Genomic DNA, 22,928 nt, shown 5'->3' on the forward strand with positions numbered 1-22,928 from the left:
TTATGGATACGGTTAATACTCGATTCAAGTGGGCAGAAGCCACTGGAGAAGCTAAGTATATTGCCGACCGCCATTACGAGGGACTATTAGAAGGGCGGTTCTACCGCTCTTCTTGCCCCAGAGGCGTAATTAAATCGGTTAAGATCCCGGAACTACCTGAAGGTTACCATCTGTTTGGTGCCGACGATGTACCGGGACAAAATGTACTTCCTATCGTAGAAATTGACTGGCCGGCATTTGCGGACAAAGAAGTACGCTTCGTCGGTCAGGTTATTTATCTGTTGGTTGGCCCCGACCCAGATGTTATAGAACAGCTACTGCAACAAATTAAGGTGGATTATACACCGCTGACGCCGGCTTATACGGTTGAACAATCGAAAGCACTCATCGATGGCGCCATTCATTCAACAGACAATGTGCTTGATACTCATACGTTGACTAAAGGTGATATCGACGAGGGTTTTGCACAGGCAGTAACAATTATTGAGGAAACGTGCAGTACCGGTTACCAGGAACATATATACCTTGAAACCCAAGGTTGTGTTGGCTACCCCAAGGACGGTAAGATCGTCATCGAAGGGTCGATGCAGTGTCCCTTCTATGTTCACCATTGTATGGCGGTGTTACTCGGCCATGATCATGTGCGTGCTATTCAGTGCCCGACCGGTGGCGGTTTCGGCGGCAAGGAAGATTACCCTGATGTACTTGCCGGACCGTTGGCAGTTGCGGTTGAGAAATTGCAGCAGCCTATCCGGATAGTGCTGGAGCGTAGCGAAGATATCCAGTTCACGTCCAAGCGCCACCCGGTCGAATTCCATTACCGAACCGGAATTGACGCCGATGGCAACATTGTGGCTATGGAACTGAATTTCGATATTAATTCCGGAGCCTATCTCAGCCTTTCAGGCATTGTTCTACAGCGTTCCCTCACCACTGCGACCAATGTCTATGACATTCCTAATGTGTATGTCGAAGGCCATGCATGGACAACCAATACGGTGCCGACAGGGGCATTCCGTGGTTTTGGTTCACCGCAGAACTGTTTCTGCATGGAAACCCACATGAGCCATATCGCCAAGCAACTTGGCGAAGATCCGGCTGTATTCAAGCACCGCCACTTCCTCAAGTCGGATTCTACCAGTCTGACGGGTGCCAAGATCTTCGGTGATCTGGTACTTGATGAGATGCTGGAGCGGATCCTGAGTTTGTCTGACTACAACACGAAAGTCGCGCTCAATGCTTTCCAGCCAGATATCAATGAACAATGCCTCGGCAGTGGAAAACGCAAGGGTATTGGGCTGGCTGTCTTCCAGCATGGTTGTGGCTTTGCCGGCGACTTGGAAGATACCTTGGTGCGGGCGAGAGTACGAGTGATCAAGCTTGCCGATGGAACCGTTCAGATCCTTGCTTCTAATACCGACATTGGCCAGGGGCTGAGCCTGACGTTCCGTAAGATCGTTGCAGATACGCTGAACCGTCCGTTGGATACGATTCAACTGGCGGTGCCTGATACCGGCATCGTACCAGACTCTGGGCCGACGGTGGCATCCCGCTCAATTTTGATTGTCGGTTACTTGTTGGAGAAAGCCGCGCAGAAGCTGCAGCTTAACTGGCAGGAAGGTGAGCAGCAGGAAATCGAAGAGGTGTATCGCAAGCCGGATTACCATGTCTGGGATCAAAGTACCTACCAGGGCAATGCCTATCAGGCAGTCAGTTACGGCATGAACGTCGTCGAGGTTGAAGTCGATATGGCGACTGGCGAGACAGACATTACTGGGGCCTGGGCGGTGTATGACATTGGCCGGGCAATTGAACCGACGGTGTTCAAAGGCCAGATTGACGGTGGTTTGGTACAGGCGCTTGGTTACGGCAGCTGCGAGAAAATGGAGCTGAACAAAGATGGGGGGTTCGCCCAGAAAACCATGGCTGATTATGTGATCCCGACTGCGCTGGATGTACCGGCAATCGAAAGTGATTTGGTTGATAACCCTTATCCGTTTGGCCCGAATGGTGCCAAAGGGGGCGGCGAATTGACGCACAACGGTGGCGCGGCAGCGTTTTCCGCAGCGGTTGAATCTGCAATTGGCAAGTCGTTTTCATCAATTCCGGTGACGCCGGAGAAAATCTGTAAGGCCCTTTATTTGGGCGAAACGGCAATCAAAGTAAGAGACGGAGGGAAGGCAAAATGAAGATCGAGTTCTATTTGAATGATGAGCTGGTCGAGGTTGATGCCGACCCAATGCAGTCACTACTTAACACATTGCGCGGTAATCTTAGCAAGACGGCGACCAAAGAAGGTTGCGGTGAAGGCGAGTGTGGCGCATGTTCGATCTTGTTTAACGGCAAGCTGGTTAATGCCTGTATGATGCCTTTAGCCCAGGCCGAGGGTGCCAGGTTGATGACCCTGGAAGGATTGCGTCAGACCGAGAAAGGGCAGTGTGTGATTAATGCTCTGCTGGAGGCCAAAGGAGTTCAGTGTGGCTTCTGTACGCCGGGGATGGTACTGGCTTTGTATGCATTGCTGGAAGTCAATGCCAAGCCGAGCGAGCAGGAAATCCGCACGGCTATCTCGGGTAACCTCTGTCGCTGCACGGGTTACGGGATGATCGTCGATGCAGCGAAGATCGCCAGCGAGAAAGGAGAGGGATTATGGTAGAGGTATATCGTCCTGATACTTTGGAGCAGGCGCTGGACAAGCTGGCCGTAGGGGATCATACATTGTTTTCCGGCGGCACGGATCTGATGGTACAACACAGTGTCAGGCCGGGTATGACGCCAAGTTTTACCCATGATGTGATATTTGTCGATGCGATCGATGAACTGAAGCATATCACCCAGGCCAGCTTGGAATCTCAGGCGGAAGGTGATGCTGATTCGGCACTGTTCATTGGTGCCGGAGTGACTCTTAACGAGATCGAGAAGCACCCGCTGGTACCGGATGTCTTGCGTCAGAGCGTCGCCAAGATTGCGGCTCCAGCCCTGCGAAACCGAGCAACCATGGCTGGTAATATCTGTAATGCCTCACCGGCGGCGGATTCTCTGCCTGCACTGTATTTGCTTGATGCTCGCGTTGTTCTGTCGTCACTGCAGGGGCAGCGAGAAATGGCACTGGAAGATTTTATTCTGGCGCCGGGACTCAGTCAGCTCAGGCAAGGTGAGATGTTGACCCATGTCGTGATCCCGCAGGCAGATTTGCCCGTGACTTTCTATCACAAGGTGGGAACCCGGGCGGCCAATGCGTTGACCAAATTATCGGTTGCAGGGTTGGCGAAGGTGCATAAAGGTCGTACCGGAAAAGGTAAGCTGGTGGACTGGAGAGTGGCTTTTGGTGCCGTTGGACCGACGGTTGTTCGCAGTCGCGAGTTAGAATCGCTGGTGATCGGTCAACCAACCGAGAAATTAGCCAAACCAAGGTTTATCGACGAAGTTGTCGCCATGTATAGTGAAATTATCCGCCCGATTGACGATCAACGTTCAACCGCTGAATATCGCCATCAGGCATCCCTCAATCTACTAAGACGTTGGCTCAGCCAGCTTAGCGTCCAATAGATTATAACTATCCTCTTAATTTTATTTCTTTCATGTTTGGGGGCGGTGGCCCCCTTTTTTTGCCTGTCATTTCCCCTTGAGTGCTGTTCTGAAGAAATTATCAACTATCACACCTGATAGTTATCAATTTGATAGTAACAATACTATTTTGATAGATGATTCGGATGAACTGAGAAGCAATCTTATTTGGTGTATCTAAATCACCGTTATCCCCTGGATGAATGCGAAATACCTTGTTGATAGAGGTCTCATTTCTGGTCCGATTTCTGACCGTGCTCACGAAACTCATCTCTTATCAGACTGACAATCAAGTTTGGCTCAATAGTTGCCTTTTACTGCTTAAGAATATTTAAAAGGACCTTCATTACCTCTGTTTTACAAAGAGATTATGAATTTAAAGATAAGTAGAATTCTAAAAAGGTAAGAAAAATGATTGAACACTACTTGAGACCGGACTCTACTGCCCAAGCACTCGACTTAATGCAGCAACATGATGGCGCTGCAACCTGGTTTGCCGGTGGTTCCAAGCTTAATGCCGCACCAAGCAAAACTGAGAAAACGGTAGCAATTTCGCTTGATAACCTGGCCTTCGACAAAATTGAACAGCAAGGCGAAGCCCTGCATATCGGTGCGATGTGCCGAATTCAGAACCTGATTGACAGTGAGCTGGTGCCTGTAGCACTTAAGCAAGCCGCGGCATTTATCTACTCCCGCCATGTGCGCAATCAGGCCACTTTGGGTGGCGAGATCGCAGCTTTGCAACCAGAGGCATTATTGGTACCAAGCCTGATAGCCCTGAAAGCACGCGTTGTGTTGGCCGATGGCCGTGAAAGTGATGTTGAAGATTATATTTCAGCGGATAAGCGCGATTTGATTGCCAGTGTCATTATCCCGGATGTGAACCTTACCTGTCTTGGATACAACATTGTCCGCTCTGCTGCTGGTCTGGCTGTTGTAACAGCTGCAGTATCAATCGACAAAGACGGAAACAAAATTATCGCACTTGACGGGGTATCACCGATGCATAATGGCGCGGCTAGGCCTGTCCGTTTACGCGATGTCGAAAAGCAAGATTTAAAAGGTGAGTTGTTAGAACAGGCGGTTGCTGATGCTGTACATCCTGTGGCCAATATTATAGGTAGCGTTGAGTACAAGCGTTATATTGCCGGTGTTGTTGTGACAGATTTACTGGCTGAGTGTCAGCACCTGGCTGAGGAGGCGTAACCATGACTATTAAATTTACTCTGAACGGCCGTCCTCAGGAACTTCAGTGCCAGCTCGGTAAAAATGTACAGATATTACTACATGGAATGGGTCTTCATTCTGTACGTAATAGTGATGATGGTTATGGTTTTGCCGGATCAGATGTGATCTTGCTTAATGGCGAGTTGGTCAATGCCTCGTTGTTGATTGCAGCACAGCTAGATGGTGGAGATGTACGTACTGCTGAATCACTCAGTACCCACAATAAGCTGGGTGTTGTTCAGCAAGCGATGATCGATGTTGGTGTTGTCCAGTCTGGTTATAACGATCCCGCTGCTGCCTTGATCTTAACCGACTTGCTTGAGCGTATTGCGTCACCTTCTCGTGATGAAATCGACGACGCGCTTTCTGGCCTATTCAGCCGTGATGCCGGTTATCAACAGTTCTACCAAGTCGTGGAGTTGGCTGCGAAGCGTAAGAGTCTACCAGAGTATACCGAAGAGGTTGCACCAGAATTTTGTGATGACCTGGACGTTGTCGGTAAGGTCAGCCCGAAAGATGACTCCGTGAAAATGGTTCAGGCCAAGCCCTGTTATGTTGAAGATCGCATCCCGGCTGATGCCTGCGTTCTTAAGGTGCTGCGTAGCCCGCACCCACATGCATGGATTAAGCATTTAGACGTGAGCAAAGCTGAAGCGTTGGAAGGTGTTGTTCATATCATCACCCATGAAAACTGCCCGGATATTCCTTACACTCCGGGTGGCCAGACTGGCCCTGAGCCGTCACCGCTTGACCGCCGTATGTTCTGTCAAAAGTTACGTCACGTGGGTGACCGTGTTGCTGCAGTTGTTGCTGAAAGCGTTGAAATTGCAGAAGCCGCTTTGAAACTGATTGATGTTGAATATGATGTGCTTAAGCCAGTGATGAGCATTGAAGCGGCACAAGCTGCCGATGCACCAATCATTCACAACGAGCCGATTGAGTATTTGGCAGGTGCACCTGATGATTTAGATGAGCAGAATAAAGACGCAGATCCGCGTGAAGGTAAGCTGATTGTCAACTTCCCAATTGGTTGTATGCCGCGCAAGAATATCGCCGCTTCTGTTAATGGCCAAATCGGTGATATCGATCAGGGCTTTGCAGATGCCGATATAATCCTTGAACGTACTTACGAGTCTAAGCAAGCCCAGCAGACGCCGACAGAGATGCATATCTGCTACGCCTATATGGATGGCAACCGTGTTGTTATGCATGCATCAACTCAGGTGCCGTTCCATGTTCGTCGCCAGGTTGCGAGGATCCTAGGAATCAAACAGAACCGCGTACATGTTGTTAAAGAACGTGTCGGCGGGGGATTTGGCTCCAAGCAGGATATCTTGGTCGAAGACCTAACGGCGTTTGCCACTTTCACAACGGGCCGTCCGGTTTATCTTCACTATACCCGTGAAGAAGAGTTCATCGCGTGTTCAACTCGCCATGTTGCGAAGGTGCACCTGAAAGTGGGTATGAAAAAAGACGGTACGTTGACAGCAATCGACATGGATTTCGAGGCCAACACAGGTCCTTATGGTAACCATGCCCTTACCGTGCCTTCAAATGGTCCGGCGCTGTCACTGCCACTTTACCCGATTGATAATGTGCGCTTTAAGGTGACAACGTATTATTCAAATATCTGTCCGACTGGTGCCTATCAGGGATATGGTGCACCGAAAGGCGTGTTTGCGCTAACAATGATGCTGGCTGAACTGGCTGAAGAGCTAGATATGGATCTGCTCGATATTATCGAGAAGAACCGAGTTCATGAAGGTGATCCGCTGAAAATCAAGGGTGCGGTTGGTGAGGGTGACTTACCTGCTGAGCCACCTCGTGTACTTTCTTGTGCGCTGGATGAAGTGTTGCGTCAGGGGCGTGAAGACATCGGATGGGATGCACCAAAAGAAGATTTGGGTGCTGACTGGACGGTAGGCCGTGGTGTTGCCATTATTCAGCAGAAATCAGGGATCCCTGATATCGATCAGGCGAACTGTAAAGCCAAGCTGGCTTCCGATGGTACTCTGATTGTTCACTCCGGTGGCGCCGATATCGGTACAGGCCTGGATTTGGTAGTCGGCAAAATTGCTGCCGAAACACTGAAGATGCCGCTAGAAGAAATTACGGTGATCTCTGGTGATACCGACCACTGCCCGTTTGATAAGGGTGCTTACGCCTCTTCCGGTACCTGTTTCTCAGGTAATGCCGCGAAGAAAGCGGCTGAAGCGATGCGCGAGCGTATTTTGATGTGTGGTGCCGAGATGCTAGGCGCAGAAGTCGCTGATGTTAAATTGGTCTTCCCCGCAACGGTAGAAGGGAAAGACGGCAAGCAAGTGACCTTCGGTCAGATTGCGCATCAGGCTGAAGGCGGCAAAGGTTGGGGTCAGCTACTGACTAGTGGTAGCTTCATTACTTCTGACTTTGCTTTCCCATATGGAGCTAACTTCGCTGAAGTGGCGGTAAATACCCGCACAGGTGAAATCAAGATCAACAAGTTTCATGCGCTGCTTGACTGTGGTACGCCTATCAACCCTGATTTGGCGTTGGGCCAGATTTACGGTGCCAGTATGCGTGCCATTGGCCACAGTATGTGCGAAGAGCTGATGTACGACGAGAACGGGGTGCCGCTTAACACCGATCTGAAGAGTTACGGTGCACCTATGATTGGCGATATTCCGCGAGATTTCCGCGCGGCATTGGTGCCAAGCGACGATCCTGTCGGTCCGTTTGGTGCCAAGTCAATCTCCGAGATTGGCGTTAACGGTGCCGCTCCGGCCATTGCTACCGCTATTCATGATGCCTGCGGGGTGTGGATCCGAGAATGGAACTTCACACCAGAGAAGGTGCTGAGAGGTCTTAATAAGCTCTAAGTAATACTAAAAGCGGTTAATTTTCAGGGGATGGGAAATGACCGCTTTTATTTTATATCGATAGATATTAATTACGAGTGAGCTGTCATAGCTTGGCCGGTATTGACTAAACATGTTTTGGTCGCGGTGTATAGGGGTGAGGCAACACTTGGCATAGAGCCGGGTGTGGGACCCTTGGGGAATTTCTGGCTCGGTTATCGATTCCATACTCGTCCAATCTTTCAATGGATGCGTTGCTGCTAAATAGGCACAAGAGAAGCCTTAAGGCGGACGTATATCCAGGGAAGTATAAAGAAACGGATGGTATTGAAATGAAACTCTTTTATAACGTAGAAGACAAGCCTCCTGTCGGAGCTGCAATTTTACTTGCTTTACAGCATATGCTGGCTGCTATGGGGGCGATTATCGCTGTTCCTCTGGTTGTTGGTAGTGCGATTGGTTTACCGACCGATCAAATGGTCATCCTTGTTAATGCAGCCCTGATGGTATCAGGGGTGGTAACGATTATTCAGTGTAAGGGGGTAGGACCGGTAGGGATCCGTTTGCCGGTAGTTATGGGAACCAGTTTTACCTTTGTTGCAATATCGATTTCCATTGGTTTGGATGCTGGTGTCTCAGGTATTTTCGGCGCCTCGCTGGTGGGATCACTGGTGATGATTATTGGTAGCCGGTTCATGCCTCAGATCCGTAAGCTGTTTCCGCCTGTTGTTTCCGGTACGGTTGTTGTTCTTATTGGTTTGACTATCCTGCCGGTGTCGGTTGACTGGTTTGCCGGAGGTTTTGTCGGGCAGGAAGGTTACGGCCAGGTCAGTAACTTGATGTTGGGGCTGTTGGTGCTGGTGGTGGTTATCGTATTGTCGCAGGTTGGCAAGGGTATCATCTCGGCCGCAGCTATCGTAATTGGCATGGCAGTCGGTTACATTGTGGCGATTTTCATGGGTATTGTTGATTTCTCTCCTGTTCGTGATGCTGAGTTCTTTGCGTTGCCGAAAGTAATACCGTTTGGACTGAGCTTTACTGTTAGCGGTATTATCGGGATGTCGATTGCCTATCTGGTAACCATCATGGAATCAACCGGGGACTTTCTTGCTCTGAGTGATGCCACCCATACCAAGCTAACCGGCAAGAAGCTGTCACGCGGAATTTTGTGTGACGGGATAGGTAGCGCCTTGGCATCGGTGTTTGGTGCAACACCATTTTCATCATTCAGCCAGAACGTAGGTATTGTCTCTATCACCGGTGTTGCTAGTCGTCATGTGGTCGCTGTAACGGGCGTAATCATGCTATTAGCCGGTATGTTTCCGAAGCTGGGCGGTATCGTCGTGACAATACCTTCCCCTGTATTGGGTGGAGCAGGTTTGGTGATGTTTGCAATGATCATCTCAGCAGGTATTGGTATCCTTTCGCGCATTAACTTTACTAAACGTAATATGTTGATCATTGCTGTGGGTGTCGCTTCCGGTATGGCGGTGACAGTGCGTCCTGAAATTCTCACTCACTTACCTGATTCAATGAGGGTGATTTTAGGTTCAGGGATCACAACAGGTTCGCTGGTTGCATTGGTGTTGAATATTGGAATGGGTATTAATCGTGCAGATGAAGCAGAAAGTGCCCAGGAAAAACGCGAAGCGTTGAAAGAGCAGATCAAAGAGTGTGAAGCATGTGACCGTGCATTGGAAGAGGAAGAAAACCTTGCTCGCCAGCAGGCAGAGCCAGATCGTAGTTAAGTGGCAAGGAGCCGATGTTGGGTGCTTTTCTGGTTTCAGTTCAGAAACTGGTTCAGGGAGCAGTTCAGCAACCAGTTAGGTTTTTTGTAGAAAATGAACATCGAATACTCCACAAAACAGATTTATAAAAGGTCAGTACGTAGCTTGTACATGTTATCGCCCTACGGATTTCATGAGTAAACAGCAAGCTGGCGGACAAAGACATTAATGAGGTAATTATGGAATATACCCAATCTATTAAGGCAATTCGTGCATCGATTATGGATATTGCCCACGTGGTCGATAAGCCTGAGGATATCGAAAACAACATTCGCTTTATCGAAGACGGTTTGATGCTGGTTAATAATGGCCGTATTGAATGGGTCGGCCCTTGGGAAGAGGGCAAGGATCTGGTACCGGCGTCGGTGCGTATTCGCAGCTACCCGGGTAAGTTGGTTATGCCCGGTTTCATTGATACCCATATTCACTACCCGCAGGCGGAGATGGTTGGTGCTTACGGAGAGCAGCTGCTTGAATGGCTAAACAACTATACCTTCCCGACCGAAGCTCGTTATAAAGACAAAGACTACTCGCGGGAAATGTCGACATTCTTCATCAAGCAACTCTTGCGCAATGGTACGACGACGGCATTGGTGTTCGGTACTGTTCACCCTGAATCGGTGGAAGCGTTATTTGAAGAAGCCGAAAAAATCAACATGCGAATGATCGCCGGCAAGGTCATGATGGATCGCAATGCGCCGGAGTACCTGCTAGACACCCCGGAAGTCGGTTATAACCAGACCAAGGAGTTGATTGAAAAATGGCACAAGCGTGGTCGCTTGCTGTATGCGATCACCCCGCGTTTTGCACCGACTTCATCACCTGAGCAATTGGCAATGGCGGGTAAGCTGAAGGAAGAGTACCCAGACACCTATGTACATACTCACCTGTGTGAAAACAAGAATGAGATTGAGTGGGTGAAAGAACTGTTTCCGGAGCAAGATGGCTACCTTGATGTTTACCATCACCACGGTCTGACTGGTTCCAAGAGCGTATTTGCTCATTGTATTCATCTTGAAGACAAAGAGTGGGACTGCCTGCAGGATACCGACTCGGCTATCGCATTCTGTCCGACCTCCAACCTCTACCTCGGCAGCGGTCTGTTCAAGCTTCAGGAAGCCTGGAAACGTAATGTCAAAGTAGGTATGGGAACTGATATTGGTGCTGGTACGACGTTCAACATGATGCAAACCCTTAATGAAGCCTACAAGGTGATGCAGCTTCAGCAGCATAGACTTTCGGCTTTTGAGGCCTTCTACCTAGCTACATTGGGAGCGGCGAAATCCCTATCGTTGGATCATTTGATTGGTAACTTCGAAGTGGGCAAAGAAGCCGATTTTGTCATTATCGATCCGTGTGCAACACCGCTTCAGCAGTTGCGTTATGACAGCTCGAAAGACTTGGCAGACAAATTGTTCTTGCTGATGACTCTGGGTGATGACCGCAGTATTTACCGGACCTATGTTGATGGTCGCTTGGTGTACGAACGCGGATGATGTATTGCTCGTAGCTAAAGATTTCAAAGAATAAAAGAAGTATAGAGGAAATTGATTTTACGTTGAGAGGAAGCTCAACAAACTTTCTGGGCAGTAAAGAGAGCGTCTCATTGATCGAGGTACAGCGCACTCTTTACTCTCTACGACAAACAAGGAACTATCACCATGTCTGAAAATAGTACAATTCAAAGTGATCCCGCGAATATAGCCTCAGAAGCTAAACCACAAAGCGGGTTAGACGGTTATTTTCAAATCTCGGCGCGCGGCAGTACCGTAAAACAGGAAATGGTTGCAGGTTTAACAACTTTTCTTGCGATGGTGTACTCGGTTATCGTTGTACCAAGTATGCTTGGCGCTGCAGGCTTTAACCAGGGGGCGGTATTCATAGCAACCTGTCTGGTGGCGGCATTTGGTTCGTTGCTGATGGGGCTGTGGGCTAAGTTACCGATGGCGATTGGCTGTGCCATTTCGCTGACCGCTTTCACCGCATTTAGCTTGGTACTTGGCCAGGGAATTAGCATTCCTGTTGCTCTGGGTGCCGTATTCCTTATGGGTGTGCTCTTCACCGCGATTACCGTGACTGGCGTCCGCCAGTGGATTTTAACCAACTTGCCGTTTGGTATTGCTCACGGTACAGGTATCGGTATCGGCCTATTCCTGTTGCTAATCGCTGCCAACGGCGTTGGTCTGGTTGTGAAGAACCCGCATGCAGGTTTACCGGTTACATTGGGTTCGTTTACCTCGCTGCCTGTGTTGATGTCCATCATTGGTCTGGCGGCTATTTTTGGTCTTGAGAAGCGTCGCGTACCTGGTGGTATCTTGCTGGTGATTGTCGCTATTTCTATTTTCGGTCTGGTTTTCGATCCGAATGTGACGTATCAGGGCTTATTTGCCATGCCGTCATTTGGTGCTGAAGGTGAGTCGCTGCTTGGCAGCTTGGATATCATGGGTGCGTTGAACCCGATTGTTATTCCAAGTGTGTTGGCATTGGTTATGACCGCAATCTTTGATGCTACTGGTACGATCCGTGCAGTCGCCGGTCAGGCAAATTTGCTTGATAAAGATGGGCAGATCATTAACGGTGGTAAAGCTCTGACAGCGGATTCAGTCAGTAGTATCTTTGCCGGTTTTGTCGGTGGTGCGCCTGCAGCCGTGTATATCGAATCGGCTGCCGGTACCGCTGCTGGTGGTAAAACAGGTTTGACCGCGACGGTTGTTGGTAGTTTGTTCGTACTAATGCTGTTCTTATCACCTGTTAGTTACCTTGTTCCTGCTTATGCGACGGCGCCTGCATTGATGTATGTTGGTCTGCTAATGATGAGCAATGTCAGCAAGTTGGACATGAGCGATTCTGTTGATGCATTGTCTGGCCTGATGTGTGCCGTATTCATTGTACTGACGGGTAATATCGTTACCGGTATTATGCTGGGCTTCAGCTCATTGGTCATTGGCCGTATTATCTCGGGCGAATACAAGCGTCTGAACATCGGTACCGTGCTAATTGCCATTATCTTGGTCGCATTCTACGCGGGCGGCTGGGCGATTTAGGTTTAGCCATTATTCCTTCTCTTTTAGAAGGGGGGATGTGTTAGCTTAATATAAAAAGCGAGAGCCTGTTGGCTCTCGCTTTTCGTTTTCAGATATTGTCGTGTTTATTGCGCTTTTAACCAAGAAACAACAAACTTGGCGACTTCTTCTGGGTGATTGATATTGAGTAGGGGGAGCGTACACCCCTCAGGCTTGTTGCCGTCAGTGGCGAAAGCGATTATGCCGCCGTCGTTTGGGTATAGCAGCGGTTTGCCGTAACTAGGGCGGTGAATTTCAATTTTGGTGAATTTCTCGTCGCGGAACCCTTCCACTAATACTAAATCCAGCTGGCTATGATCGAGCTGCTGTAGGCAGGCTTGCAGCTCCGGTTCTTCGCGTTCCTCTTCAGGGTACTCGAAATAGAGCATATGCCTTTCTTTGGTTGCCATGAGTGTCTGCGCGCATCCGGCATGGCGAAGTCGGTAACTGTCTTTGCCTGGGGTATCAGGGTCGATGCAGTGGTGACTGTGTTTAACTAACCCAATCCGTAAGCCTTGTTGCTTCAGTAGTGGGATCAGTTGTTCCAGAAGGGTTGTTTTCCCCGAGCCGCTATAGCCGGCAAAACCTATAATTGGAGTCATGGTGTTATTCGAGTGGGTCTGTTTGTCTAGATCCTAATTGATATTGAACATCACGTCATGATGTTGAGCTAATTATGGAAAGAAAATGGCCAGTTATTAGCTATTCAAATTGATATTACGACACTCGAAGTGGATGCAATTGTTAATGCGGTCAAGACAGTTCAATAAGTGGTCGATAGCAATGACAATATTGTACAAGTCTATTTTGTCTGTTTTGCTGTTGATGATTTTGATACTTATCAAACTGTGGCAAATCATCGTTGAGTACAATTGTATCAATAGTGAGCTGTGGCGACTTTTTTACCCTTAGAAGGCAGATTCCGACTACATTTATTGTGTAGTTCGTTTACATCTGTTAATACAAAAAGACGTAGACAATGCTGCAGTAACATTCAGTATTTCGTGATTCAGTGTAATTTCGACAGGAAGTCGCCGTTCTGTATTACGAAGAAGATCAGAATAAGCATCAGGGAGAGTGCAATGTGGGCAACGTTGGATTTTGAGGCGTCTGGGTTATCCGATCAGTCTTACCCGATTGAAGTGGGATACTCTTTACCAGATGGTAGTGGCAACAGCTTACTGATTAACCCGTTAACGGCAAGTGATGTTTGGCAATACTGGGATGACTTCGCCGAACATGAAATTCATCAAATTTCTCGTCAGGAACTGCACCGAAAAGGCTTGCAGGTGGTTGAGGTATGCCAGCATCTTAATGCTGCTCTCGGTCAGTATGAATACGTGTTTTGTGATAGTCAGTGGGATCTTTTTTGGTTGGGCAGGCTCTATCATGCCGCGCATATGAGACCGTCGTTTATGTTAACGGAGATTGGTCACTGGCTGATGCAGGAAAATGGTATCGAACGGGCTCGGTTCCAGTTGGCACTGGAAGAGCAGGGGCCGGTGAAGCATCGGGCGATGCATGATGCGCAGCAAATCCGGTTGGCGATCACTCAGCTGATGAGCTGAAAGGTGTATTGTTGGGGGGTAGAACTGAGCGGAAATTAACTAGTGAATTTAGTATATAATTTCCGCTTCTTTTGTTTAATCGAGTGTCTTTCTTGTTATCTGAACCTTCATCGTCGCAATCACTTCGTGTTGCGGTGTTCAATATCTCAATGTCAGCACCTGCTCCCGGGCAAATCCTTGAGTTAACCGCGTCAAAATCGGATGCTCGGTTGTCGCGACTGGCTGCAATTATTCAACATACCCGCCCGGATGTACTGATGCTGTGTGAGTTTGACCATCCGGGAAATGGTGGTGATGACGGCAGTGTCGCTAACTTTTGTCGTCACTATCTCGAGCGTCCTCAGTATCAGCAACAACCCATTGAGTACCCCTATCGTTATTGCCCGCCGACAAATACCGGCCTGATGAGCCCCCATGATCTTGATGGCGACGGAGTACTGACTTTGCCCGCTGACGGTTTGGGCTTCGGTGAACACCATGGTCATTTTGGCTTTGTCATCCTGTCTCAATATCCCATTGCAGAAAATAAGATCCGAAGCTGGCAGAACATGCTCTGGCAAGATCTGCCCGATAACGTGATGCCGGCGAATTATTACAGCGAGCAAGCCGAAAGTGTATTGCGACTATCGTCTAAAAACCATGTAGTTGTCCCTATTGAAGTTGGTAGTCAGATAGTTCACCTACTGTGCTGCCATCCGACCCCTCCAGTATTTGATGGTGACGAGAAGCGCAATGCACGTCGTAATCATGATGAGCTCAAGCTAGTAACCGATATCATCAATAGTGCGAGCTATCTTCGTGACGATGACGGCGGAGCCGGTGGCCTGGCTGCGAAAGATGCCTTTGTGGTGATGGGCGATCTCAATGCAGATATGGTCGATGGTGACGGGATGAAACCGGCAGTCCGTGACCTTCTGCTTCATCCGCGACTAAACCATTCGGTCAGTACTGGCAAGATGACGCCGAAAAGCCTCGGGGGGCGCTTTACTATTCCCTGGCAGCAGCGTAAAGGGAGGGGGACTGAATGGACGCATATTTCAGGATTGAGATTAGATTATGTTCTGCCATCTTCGAATCTGACTGTATCGCAAACTGGCATTTTCTGGCCAGATAAGAAAGACCCAATGCGATCTTTAATTTGTGATGAGAGAGGGCGGTCGCGGCCGCAAGCGGGATCGGATCATCGCCTTGTATGGGTTGATATCGCATTAAGTGTCTAGCCCTTCAATTGGTTCGGCTGATCTTTCTGGCCTATCTTTAGTTTGGGTATGGCCATTGAACAGCAAGGAGCCAGATTATGTCAGCCACACAAAAAGCATTGGGTGGAGAAGGACTGCGTGGACAAAGTGCCGGCTCAACGGCATTGTGTACTGTTGGCAAAACCGGCACGGGACTAACCTATCGCGGTTATGATATTTCAGACTTGGCGACAAATGCAGAGTTTGAGGAAGTCGCTTACCTGCTGCTTAAGGGGAGCCTTCCGACCAAAGCAGAGCTTGCTGCCTACAAGACTAAGTTAATTTCCTATCGTGGATTACCAATGGCCTTAAAGGTTGTTCTCGAACAGATCCCCGCAGATGCCCATCCAATGGATGTGATGCGAACCGGGTGCTCAATGCTTGGTAATCTTGAACAGGAACATGACTTTGTCGAGGAATATGACAAGGCTGACCGGCTGCTTGCTTTGTTGCCTGCCATCATTTGTTACTGGTATCGCTATAGTCACCATGGTGTGAGGATAGAAACTTACTGCGAGCAAGATAGCATTGGTGGTTATTTCCTAGAAATGGTCACCGGAAAAACGCCTTCAGAATTGCATCGACAGGCAATGAACTGCTCTTTGATTCTCTATGCCGAGCATGAATTTAATGCATCGACGTTTTCTGCGAGGGTTTGTGCATCAACGTTGACTGATCTCTATTCCTGTATTACCGCCGCGATAGGTACTTTGCGTGGGCCTTTGCATGGCGGTGCCAATGAAGCAGCGATGGACATGATCGAATGTTGGCAAACACCTGACGAGGCGGAAGCCGGGATTTTGGCAATGCTGGCCAAAAAAGAGAAAGTTATGGGTTTCGGTCATGCGATTTATCGAGAGTCAGATCCGAGAAACGTATTGATCAAAGCTTGGTCCGAGAAGTTGGCCAAGCAAGCTAATGATGCTGTGCTGTATGATATTTCGGTTCGGGTTGAAGCCGTGATGAAGCGGGAGAAGTCACTCTTCGCCAATGCTGATTTCTTTCATGCGACGGCATATCATTTCATGGGGATCCCGACTCGGTTATTTACGCCTATTTTTGTGATGAGTCGATTAACCGGTTGGGCTGCCCACGTTTTTGAGCAGCGGGCGCACAATAGGATTATCAGACCCAGTGCTGACTATATTGGCCCCGAACATCAGGATTGGTTACCGATTGAGCAGCGTCGTTGAGCCTAGTGATTTTTCCTGCGCAACTATCTGATTAACTACTTATCTAGATTGGTATTAGTAAACTAAGGATTGGTCGTAATGGAGAACTTGGATCTATTTTCGTCTCATGCTGAGTCTGGTGAGTGGCTGGATATACCTGATGGAAAACTGTATTGGGCACCGGAATTTATATCTGACGTCGATTCCGAGGCGTATTTCCGTCAGTTGTCAGCCGAGTTGAATTGGCAACAGGAAACCATCCGGATGTTTGGACGTGATATTTTACAGCCAAGATTACAGGCGTGGTACGGCGAGGCTGTTTATACCTATTCTGGGCTGACTATGAATCCGGCTCCCTGGACACCCTCTTTGTTGGCGATTAAAACAGCCTGCGAGCAAGTGTGTGATCGCTCATTCAACTCGGTATTGGCCAACCTGTATCGCGACGGACAGGATTATATGGGTTGGCACCAGGACAATGAGGCGGAGCTAGGTTTGCAGCCTGTAATTGCTTCTGTCAGCTTCGGAGAGGAAAGACGCTTTGTGTTGACGCATCTTGAGAGCAAGCAGAAAAAGGAGTTTAACCTGAAATCCGGCTCGTTGTTGGTCATGGCGGGAACAACCCAGCAGTTCTGGTCTCACTCAGTTCCCAAAACTCAGCGGCCCAAATCACCTCGAATTAATCTGACCTACAGAACGATTTTGTGAATAAGTGTTCAAGTTGTTAAGCTTGATCACACCGTTTCAGTTCGCATTGTCCGTATATTTGACCTTGTTCTGACTTAACCATTATGGTCGTCTGGTAGCGTTTTTGTGCGACTAGGATGTACATCGAGTGGGTGGCAATGGAGGGGTATATGAAGTCTTTGAATGTAGGGTTGGTTTTCTTCCTGTCTTTATTGGTATGGGGAGTCTATGCCGAAACGGCCTCATCTCCGATGCAGAAACCAGAAACGCTCTCTTCCTATCAGCAAGATGCCGATCTTATCCGAAACACTTACGAGGCCAGGCTCTACTCGTTACCGGCCTTCAAAATGGGGCATTACGGGCTTCGAATGTATCGCCAGACCCAAGATGAAAAATACGCTGCGGCAATTTGGTCGGATATGGCTCGTGTTGCAAGTCGGCTGAACAAGTTTGCTACCGAAGTGCATACCCCGGAGCAAATTAAAGCATATTCAGAAACTCGTATTCAGAACTACAGCAAAAAAGCGGATGTTCGAGGCAAGCTAAGGTATGCAGCTACCCGCACTCAACCTGAATATCTGTATCTTGGGGTCGACTTGCTGGGCTCGATGGCCCGTGCCAATGAATATGGCCTCAAACATCAAAATGATAAGACGTTGCGTGAGGTGATCCGCCGTTATGATTTTGCCAAATATGCGACGGATCCGGACATGATTCGAGCGTGGGCCGCCCAGCTTGCCAACCAGGTGTATTGGTTACGTCAGTTGGGCGAACAGGATGTCGTTGATAAATTCATTGAGGTGTTCAGAGCGACCTATCCGGATAGTAAGGATGCGGAGCTTACCGAGCAGCAGTTTATGAATAAAATTTATGGCCTGACCCATATCATATTTGCAGCATCAGAGTACTACCAGCACCCAATTAACGAGCGAGATTTTCAGTGGGTGTTCGATTACTACCGCCAGAATATCGATACTATTCTGGCTCGCTCGAAAGAAGATGTTGTGGCGGAAGTCGGTATAAACTTTCTGCTGGCGGGGCTGGAAAGTGATCCTGTGGTAGAGAAAGCCCGCAAGGCTATTCAGGGTTCAATTGACCGGGAGGCGGGTATGGTGCCGTCGGTGAAAGGGGAAACTGAACTGCTTGATGGTGAACACCGAAATGTGCTGGCCATCATGTTGCTGGACTGGAGAGGCCCGCATGAGGTGCCGACGGTGGCCAAGCAACCGGCAATTTTTAGCTCGGTTCCATATGGTCTCATTGCACAGTAGCTAATTTAACTACGCAGTAGCGACGGCCCGCTTGAATGATATTTTAAAACAAGCCCTTGTACTAAGGGCTTATTTTTTTTGCTGTATTCAACTGAATACTCTAGGGACTAAAAGTATTTGCCTTTAATACTGGTGACGGTGAATGTTCTGACTTCCATGCTTGGTGACCAGTAGACAGCATTCCAACCCGCTTTTGACTTCAGGTGACGGATAAAGTCCTTGGGAGATTTGAGCTGCTCCCATACCTGAGGCAAGAACAAGGCCTGGCTGTGATTATCCGACAATACGACGCCAACTCTATTATTTTCAAGATAGTCAATGAGTTCTTGTTCGGAGTCGACAGCAAGTACTGCCGGCTCAGACAAGACAGAGATCTCAATTACTAATTGTTCTAGCTGATCTTCCGTGAGTGGCATAAAGCGCCGATCCTGGTAGGCACTGGCGCGCGCTTTGTTATGTACTTCTAGGACTAATGGTGAGTTAGCGGCTACTGAGCCAAGGCAACCCTGCAGTTGGCCGTCGACTTCGAGTGTCACAAAGCAGGCACCGGGCCGGAGTAATTTTTTACCATATAGATCGAGTTGAGGCGGGCGAGGCAAGTCCTCTGAAAAGTGGCCACGAATTGCTTCCCGGGCAATATCTAGTAGCTGGGTAAGCTCCCCTTTATTTAGGTTCTGATACGAGGTAACTGACATATCCGACGACTCTCTCCTTATCTCCGGCTGTATCACCGGAGTTTTTTAATTCCATGCGTGTTAACTGATAATCCCGTTGCTTCGCGAGTAAAAGTAATGTGTTTATACCGGTCGAACCGCATGCTTGCTCAGGGGTGAGAGTGGGTTCGAAGTGTTCAATTAAAGAGCAGGTGTTTTGGTCAATTCGCTGCGCTTCGGAGTAAGGGTGAAAATGGCTAAGATCACTGCTGATGACCAACAGTGTACTTTCATCCTGCCATAACGAATCGAGTAAATTAGCGACGTTGACTGGTGATACATTACTGGTTAAGAGCGGCAACAGGGTAAATTTATTTAAACAAGTTTGCAGAAACGGTAGCTGTACTTCGAGACAATGCTCGAAGGCATGAATTTGGTCCGATACTTCAATATCATCTATTTCCTTCATAATTTCAACACCTTGCTTATCAATCGGTATATCCCCTAGTGGTGAGGAGAAATAGTCAACTGAAGGAATTGCACATCCTTGGAAAAAATAGCGATGACTGGGACCAATGAGGATCACCTTGCGGATATCCTCTGCCTGTGATTTCAGATAGCGGTATGCCTGTGCAGCAACTTTTCCCGAATAGATATATCCCGCATGGGGAACAATCAGCGCCCGAACTTTTTTGTTTTCATTCGAGACGGGTATCAACCAGCTATCAAGCTGAGATTGAAGGTGTTTTTGGGACTTGTCATAAAAGCTACCCGCAACAGCGGGTGGACGAATATTCATTGAAATCACACGGTTATTTCTGACAATACTATATTTAGTATAGGAACAAATTTACATGTCGAGTGATTTAGATGTTACAGCCTCCGAGTGTATTTAAAACCAAGTATTGGCATCGACTGGACGATGGTAGGGTTATCTGCGATCTGTGTCCTCGACATTGTCGACTTCGGGATGGCAAGCGAGGTGCCTGCTTTATCAGACAGGCTCTCGATGGTGAGATAGTTCTTACCAGCTATGGTCGTTCTAGTGGTTTCTGCATTGATCCTATTGAAAAAAAACCACTCAACCACTTTTATCCGGGTAGCTCGGTGTTATCGTTCGGGACCGCAGGTTGTAACCTGAGCTGTAAGTTTTGCCAGAACTGGAGTATCAGTAAATCTCGTGAGATAGATACGCTGGGCGAGATGGCAATGCCGGAGCAAATTGCACAGGCGGCAAAGCGGTATGGCTGTGATAGCATTGCCTTTACCTATAATGATCCGGTGATATTCATGGAGTATGCCGTGGATGCTGCGCAGGCATGCCATGAGCTGGGGATACATAGTGTCGCGGTCAGTGCGGGTTACATTTGTGATGAACCCCGAGTCGAGTTTTACCGCCACATGGATGCCGCCAATATTGATTTGAAGGGATTTACCGAGCGCTTTTACCATAAAATCTGCAGCGGGCACTTGGCTCCAGTACTTGATACCTTGTTGTATTTGTATCATGAGACGGATGTTTGGTTTGAAATTACGACGTTATTAATCCCCGATGAAAATGACAGCACGGCTGAGCTAGAGAAGCTGACTTGCTGGGTGTATGACAACCTGGGCCCGGATATTCCTATCCACTTCAGTGCCTTTCATCCTGATTTTAAAATGCTGGATAAACCAAGTACACCGCCGGAGACTGTTCAGCGGGCGAGAGAAATTGCACTTAAAAACGGGTTAAACTATGCCTATGTCGGCAACATTTATGACGAGGTCGGTGATAGTACCTATTGTCCAGGCTGCAAGAAAAAAGTGCTTTCCCGAAACTGGTATAAATTAGGTGACTGTGCACTTACTAATACCGGAGAGTGCATGTACTGTGGCTACCAGCTCTCAGGACGGTTTGCCCCGCCCAAAGCTTTTGGCAGGCAGCGGATTCCTGTTCGAATTGCCTGAATGGTTAACTCTGGTAACTTAATCAATCTAAGAGGCTTGTAATGCAGACCAGCTTTCTATTATCTTAGCGGGAAACAGAACCCTGATTAACCTAATGGAATTTTATGTCTGACATGACCATTGAACAGCTTGCGGGCTACCAGAACATCGTTATCACTCAGCCTCGTTGCCCATTTTGTGTAAAAGCAAAAGCAATTCTTGATGATCGCGGTACGGAATACACTACTTTAGTACTGGGTCCTGACCTGGAAAAAACGACGATGGTTGAATTTATTGAGCAGAAGACGGGCCAGACTGTTCGTACTGTGCCGCAAATTATTCTTGATGGCCAATATATCGGTGGTCATGATGACTTGGTTGCGTTCCTCGAGCGTCAAGTAGACAGCGAAGCATTTGGTGATTTCGAGCTTTAAGCTTTTACTTAAAGCAAAGGCTCCAGATTGGTATAAAGAGGCTCCTGATGGAGCTTTTTTACTATCTGTAGGCTTGGATATAAACTAGGTAACTTGCGTATACAAACAAGGAGAGTGAGATGAGTTTTACAGTACAAGTTGATTGGCAGCAGTCGGAAAAAACAGATCAGGATTTTAGCCGTGACCATACTATTAGTTTTGGTAGTGGCCAGCAGGTTCAAGGATCTTCGGCTCCCGAATACAAGGGGAATGCTAACCTAGTGAACCCTGAGGAAAGCCTGATTGCGGCTTTATCGTCGTGCCACATGCTGACGTTTCTCGCGATTGCCCATTTGAAGCGCCTGCCAGTTGCCAGCTATCACGATACAGCGACAGCTGAGCTGGGCAAGAACACCGAAAATCGTACCCAGGTGTCTCGGATTGTACTCAATCCCAAAATCGTTTTTGTTGATGGTTTGGTTGTGAGTGACGAGGCGCTAGACAAAATGCATCAAAAAGCCCATGCCAACTGTTTTATTGCCAACACCCTTGCATGTGATGTCATTATCAATAAGTAGGGATAATTAATAAAATCAGTTGCTTATTGTTATAAAAATCAAGAATTGATCTAGGTTAAGGCTGAGGCGGATATCAGGCTGACAGACTGACGTGTTTAATCTGGAACAGGTAAAATGAAGGCCTGTTTATGGTTATGGGTAGGGACAAAAATTGGAATTCGGAATAGGTTTTACTGTGCTGCTAGTGGTAGGGTTGCTCATAATCTGGCGAGGCCATGCCAGCAGTGATAGAGAAAGTGCAAGGACACCGATATTGCTCAGTATTGTTCTGCTTGCTTTATCAGTTGGCGTATATGCTTTTCTTGGGCAGCCAACATACCAACCTGCGGGTGGTGTCAGCAATGAGGCTGAAAACAGCGATCTAGCAGGATTAACAGGTACTGAATTTAATCAAAAACGTATTGAAGAAATCCAAAATAAACTGCGTGATGATAAGCAAAATGGTGAGCTGTGGTATGCGTTGGGCAATGCCTATATGTATGCTAGTGAATACGCAAATGCCGCGCTTTCTTTCAGCTATTCAGCCCGCTTGGCTGATGAGCCGCAGGCAAATATCTTTTCGGCGCAGGCGACGGCGATCTACTATCGAGATGGCCAGCGTTTGAGTACAGAGGTGGACCAGTTATTGGATCAGGCTCTGGCACTCGATGAAAATAACCTTCCGACGTTGATGTTATTGGCTTCTGATTATTTCCTTAACGCCCGTTACCAAAAGGCGATTGATACCTGGCAGCAGGCACTTGATAGTGAACACCCTGATCTTAACCGCGTGGAGCTGATCACGGCGATTAACCGCGCCAAGAAGTTGCTGTAAGTCTTTTTTCCCCTACATATAAACCCCCTCCCAGCCTCCCCCTTGAAAATGGGGAGGAGCACTCTTTGTTACATTGAAGCCTGTTGGTAAACACCGATGGTCTTTCAGGCTTTTAATCCCCTTCACTT

The 22,928-nt window shown here is 48.2% G+C and carries 20 protein-coding genes; 17 read left to right on the forward strand and 3 right to left on the reverse strand.

Annotation, left to right across the window (positions count from 1 at the left end):
- Nucleotides 1–2: 2 nt before the first annotated feature.
- The 8 genes from EDI28_RS02480 (at nucleotide 3) to EDI28_RS02515 (ending at nucleotide 12,462) form a co-directional block, all read left to right on the forward strand.
- Nucleotides 3–2,189 (forward strand): xanthine dehydrogenase family protein molybdopterin-binding subunit, encoded by a 2,187-nt coding sequence (locus EDI28_RS02480; RefSeq protein ID WP_128782252.1) that lies wholly within the window; start codon nucleotides 3–5, stop codon nucleotides 2,187–2,189.
- Entirely contained in the window at nucleotides 2,186–2,656 is a 471-nt protein-coding gene (locus EDI28_RS02485; RefSeq protein WP_128782253.1) for a (2Fe-2S)-binding protein, read from the forward strand. Before EDI28_RS02480 ends, EDI28_RS02485 begins: the two co-directional genes overlap by 4 nt.
- A complete protein-coding gene (locus tag EDI28_RS02490; RefSeq protein ID WP_128782254.1) occupies nucleotides 2,650–3,549 on the forward strand; it encodes an FAD binding domain-containing protein in 900 nt (299 codons plus the stop codon). Before EDI28_RS02485 ends, EDI28_RS02490 begins: the two co-directional genes overlap by 7 nt.
- A 429-nt stretch (nucleotides 3,550–3,978) precedes the next feature.
- Nucleotides 3,979–4,773, forward strand: coding sequence for a molybdopterin-dependent oxidoreductase FAD-binding subunit (ygfM, locus tag EDI28_RS02495; protein WP_128782255.1), 795 nt, complete (start codon nucleotides 3,979–3,981; stop codon nucleotides 4,771–4,773).
- 2 nt (nucleotides 4,774–4,775) lie between these two features.
- A complete protein-coding gene (locus tag EDI28_RS02500; protein ID WP_128782256.1) occupies nucleotides 4,776–7,652 on the forward strand; it encodes a molybdopterin-dependent oxidoreductase Mo/Fe-S-binding subunit in 2,877 nt (958 codons plus the stop codon).
- 311 nt (nucleotides 7,653–7,963) lie between these two features.
- On the forward strand, nucleotides 7,964–9,379 hold the full coding sequence (locus EDI28_RS02505) for a nucleobase:cation symporter-2 family protein (protein WP_128782257.1): 1,416 nt from the start codon (nucleotides 7,964–7,966) through the stop codon (nucleotides 9,377–9,379).
- A gap of 218 nt (nucleotides 9,380–9,597) precedes the next feature.
- Nucleotides 9,598–10,914 (forward strand): guanine deaminase, encoded by a 1,317-nt coding sequence (guaD, locus tag EDI28_RS02510; protein ID WP_128782258.1) that lies wholly within the window; start codon nucleotides 9,598–9,600, stop codon nucleotides 10,912–10,914.
- 165 nt (nucleotides 10,915–11,079) lie between these two features.
- A complete protein-coding gene (locus tag EDI28_RS02515) occupies nucleotides 11,080–12,462 on the forward strand; it encodes an NCS2 family permease (protein ID WP_128782259.1) in 1,383 nt (460 codons plus the stop codon).
- Nucleotides 12,463–12,566: 104 nt separating this feature from the next.
- Here the strand turns inward: EDI28_RS02515 and mobB are convergent, their stop codons facing one another.
- Complete coding sequence (mobB, locus tag EDI28_RS02520; RefSeq protein WP_128782260.1) at nucleotides 12,567–13,082, reverse strand: molybdopterin-guanine dinucleotide biosynthesis protein B; 516 nt, start codon at nucleotides 13,080–13,082, stop codon at nucleotides 12,567–12,569.
- 480 nt (nucleotides 13,083–13,562) lie between these two features.
- On the opposite strand from mobB, the gene EDI28_RS02525 reads away from it, so the two are divergent.
- From EDI28_RS02525 to EDI28_RS02545, 5 genes are all read left to right on the forward strand, one after another.
- The gene (locus tag EDI28_RS02525; RefSeq protein WP_128782261.1) at nucleotides 13,563–14,048 is read left to right on the forward strand and encodes a hypothetical protein; all 486 of its coding nucleotides are present in this window, start codon (nucleotides 13,563–13,565) and stop codon (nucleotides 14,046–14,048) included.
- Nucleotides 14,049–14,197: 149 nt separating this feature from the next.
- Nucleotides 14,198–15,268, forward strand: coding sequence for an endonuclease/exonuclease/phosphatase family protein (locus EDI28_RS02530; RefSeq protein ID WP_128782262.1), 1,071 nt, complete (start codon nucleotides 14,198–14,200; stop codon nucleotides 15,266–15,268).
- A gap of 77 nt (nucleotides 15,269–15,345) precedes the next feature.
- Nucleotides 15,346–16,479, forward strand: coding sequence for a bifunctional 2-methylcitrate synthase/citrate synthase (gene prpC / locus EDI28_RS02535; RefSeq protein ID WP_128782263.1), 1,134 nt, complete (start codon nucleotides 15,346–15,348; stop codon nucleotides 16,477–16,479).
- Nucleotides 16,480–16,557: 78 nt separating this feature from the next.
- The gene (locus EDI28_RS02540) at nucleotides 16,558–17,166 is read left to right on the forward strand and encodes an alpha-ketoglutarate-dependent dioxygenase AlkB family protein (RefSeq protein WP_128782264.1); all 609 of its coding nucleotides are present in this window, start codon (nucleotides 16,558–16,560) and stop codon (nucleotides 17,164–17,166) included.
- 149 nt (nucleotides 17,167–17,315) lie between these two features.
- The gene (locus tag EDI28_RS02545) at nucleotides 17,316–18,416 is read left to right on the forward strand and encodes a DUF3541 domain-containing protein (protein ID WP_128782265.1); all 1,101 of its coding nucleotides are present in this window, start codon (nucleotides 17,316–17,318) and stop codon (nucleotides 18,414–18,416) included.
- 107 nt (nucleotides 18,417–18,523) lie between these two features.
- Here the strand turns inward: EDI28_RS02545 and amrA are convergent, their stop codons facing one another.
- Both amrA and amrB read right to left on the reverse strand, forming a co-directional pair.
- Nucleotides 18,524–19,111 (reverse strand): AmmeMemoRadiSam system protein A, encoded by a 588-nt coding sequence (gene amrA, locus EDI28_RS02550; RefSeq protein ID WP_128782266.1) that lies wholly within the window; start codon nucleotides 19,109–19,111, stop codon nucleotides 18,524–18,526.
- Complete coding sequence (amrB, locus tag EDI28_RS02555; protein ID WP_128782958.1) at nucleotides 19,080–19,868, reverse strand: AmmeMemoRadiSam system protein B; 789 nt, start codon at nucleotides 19,866–19,868, stop codon at nucleotides 19,080–19,082. Before amrB ends, amrA begins: the two co-directional genes overlap by 32 nt.
- A gap of 71 nt (nucleotides 19,869–19,939) precedes the next feature.
- On the opposite strand from amrB, the gene amrS reads away from it, so the two are divergent.
- The 4 genes from amrS (at nucleotide 19,940) to EDI28_RS02575 (ending at nucleotide 22,800) form a co-directional block, all read left to right on the forward strand.
- On the forward strand, nucleotides 19,940–21,016 hold the full coding sequence (amrS, locus tag EDI28_RS02560) for an AmmeMemoRadiSam system radical SAM enzyme (RefSeq protein ID WP_128782267.1): 1,077 nt from the start codon (nucleotides 19,940–19,942) through the stop codon (nucleotides 21,014–21,016).
- 104 nt (nucleotides 21,017–21,120) lie between these two features.
- Nucleotides 21,121–21,429 (forward strand): glutaredoxin domain-containing protein, encoded by a 309-nt coding sequence (locus tag EDI28_RS02565; RefSeq protein ID WP_128782268.1) that lies wholly within the window; start codon nucleotides 21,121–21,123, stop codon nucleotides 21,427–21,429.
- Nucleotides 21,430–21,548: 119 nt separating this feature from the next.
- Nucleotides 21,549–21,986: an OsmC family protein gene (locus EDI28_RS02570; RefSeq protein ID WP_128782269.1), complete on the forward strand. Its 438-nt coding sequence runs from the start codon at nucleotides 21,549–21,551 to the stop codon at nucleotides 21,984–21,986.
- 151 nt (nucleotides 21,987–22,137) lie between these two features.
- Entirely contained in the window at nucleotides 22,138–22,800 is a 663-nt protein-coding gene (locus tag EDI28_RS02575; protein ID WP_233353254.1) for a TPR domain-containing protein, read from the forward strand.
- Nucleotides 22,801–22,928: the final 128 nt, after the last annotated feature.

The organism is Photobacterium chitinilyticum, assembly GCF_004104355.1.
GTDB classification, from domain to species: domain Bacteria; phylum Pseudomonadota; class Gammaproteobacteria; order Enterobacterales; family Vibrionaceae; genus Photobacterium; species Photobacterium chitinilyticum.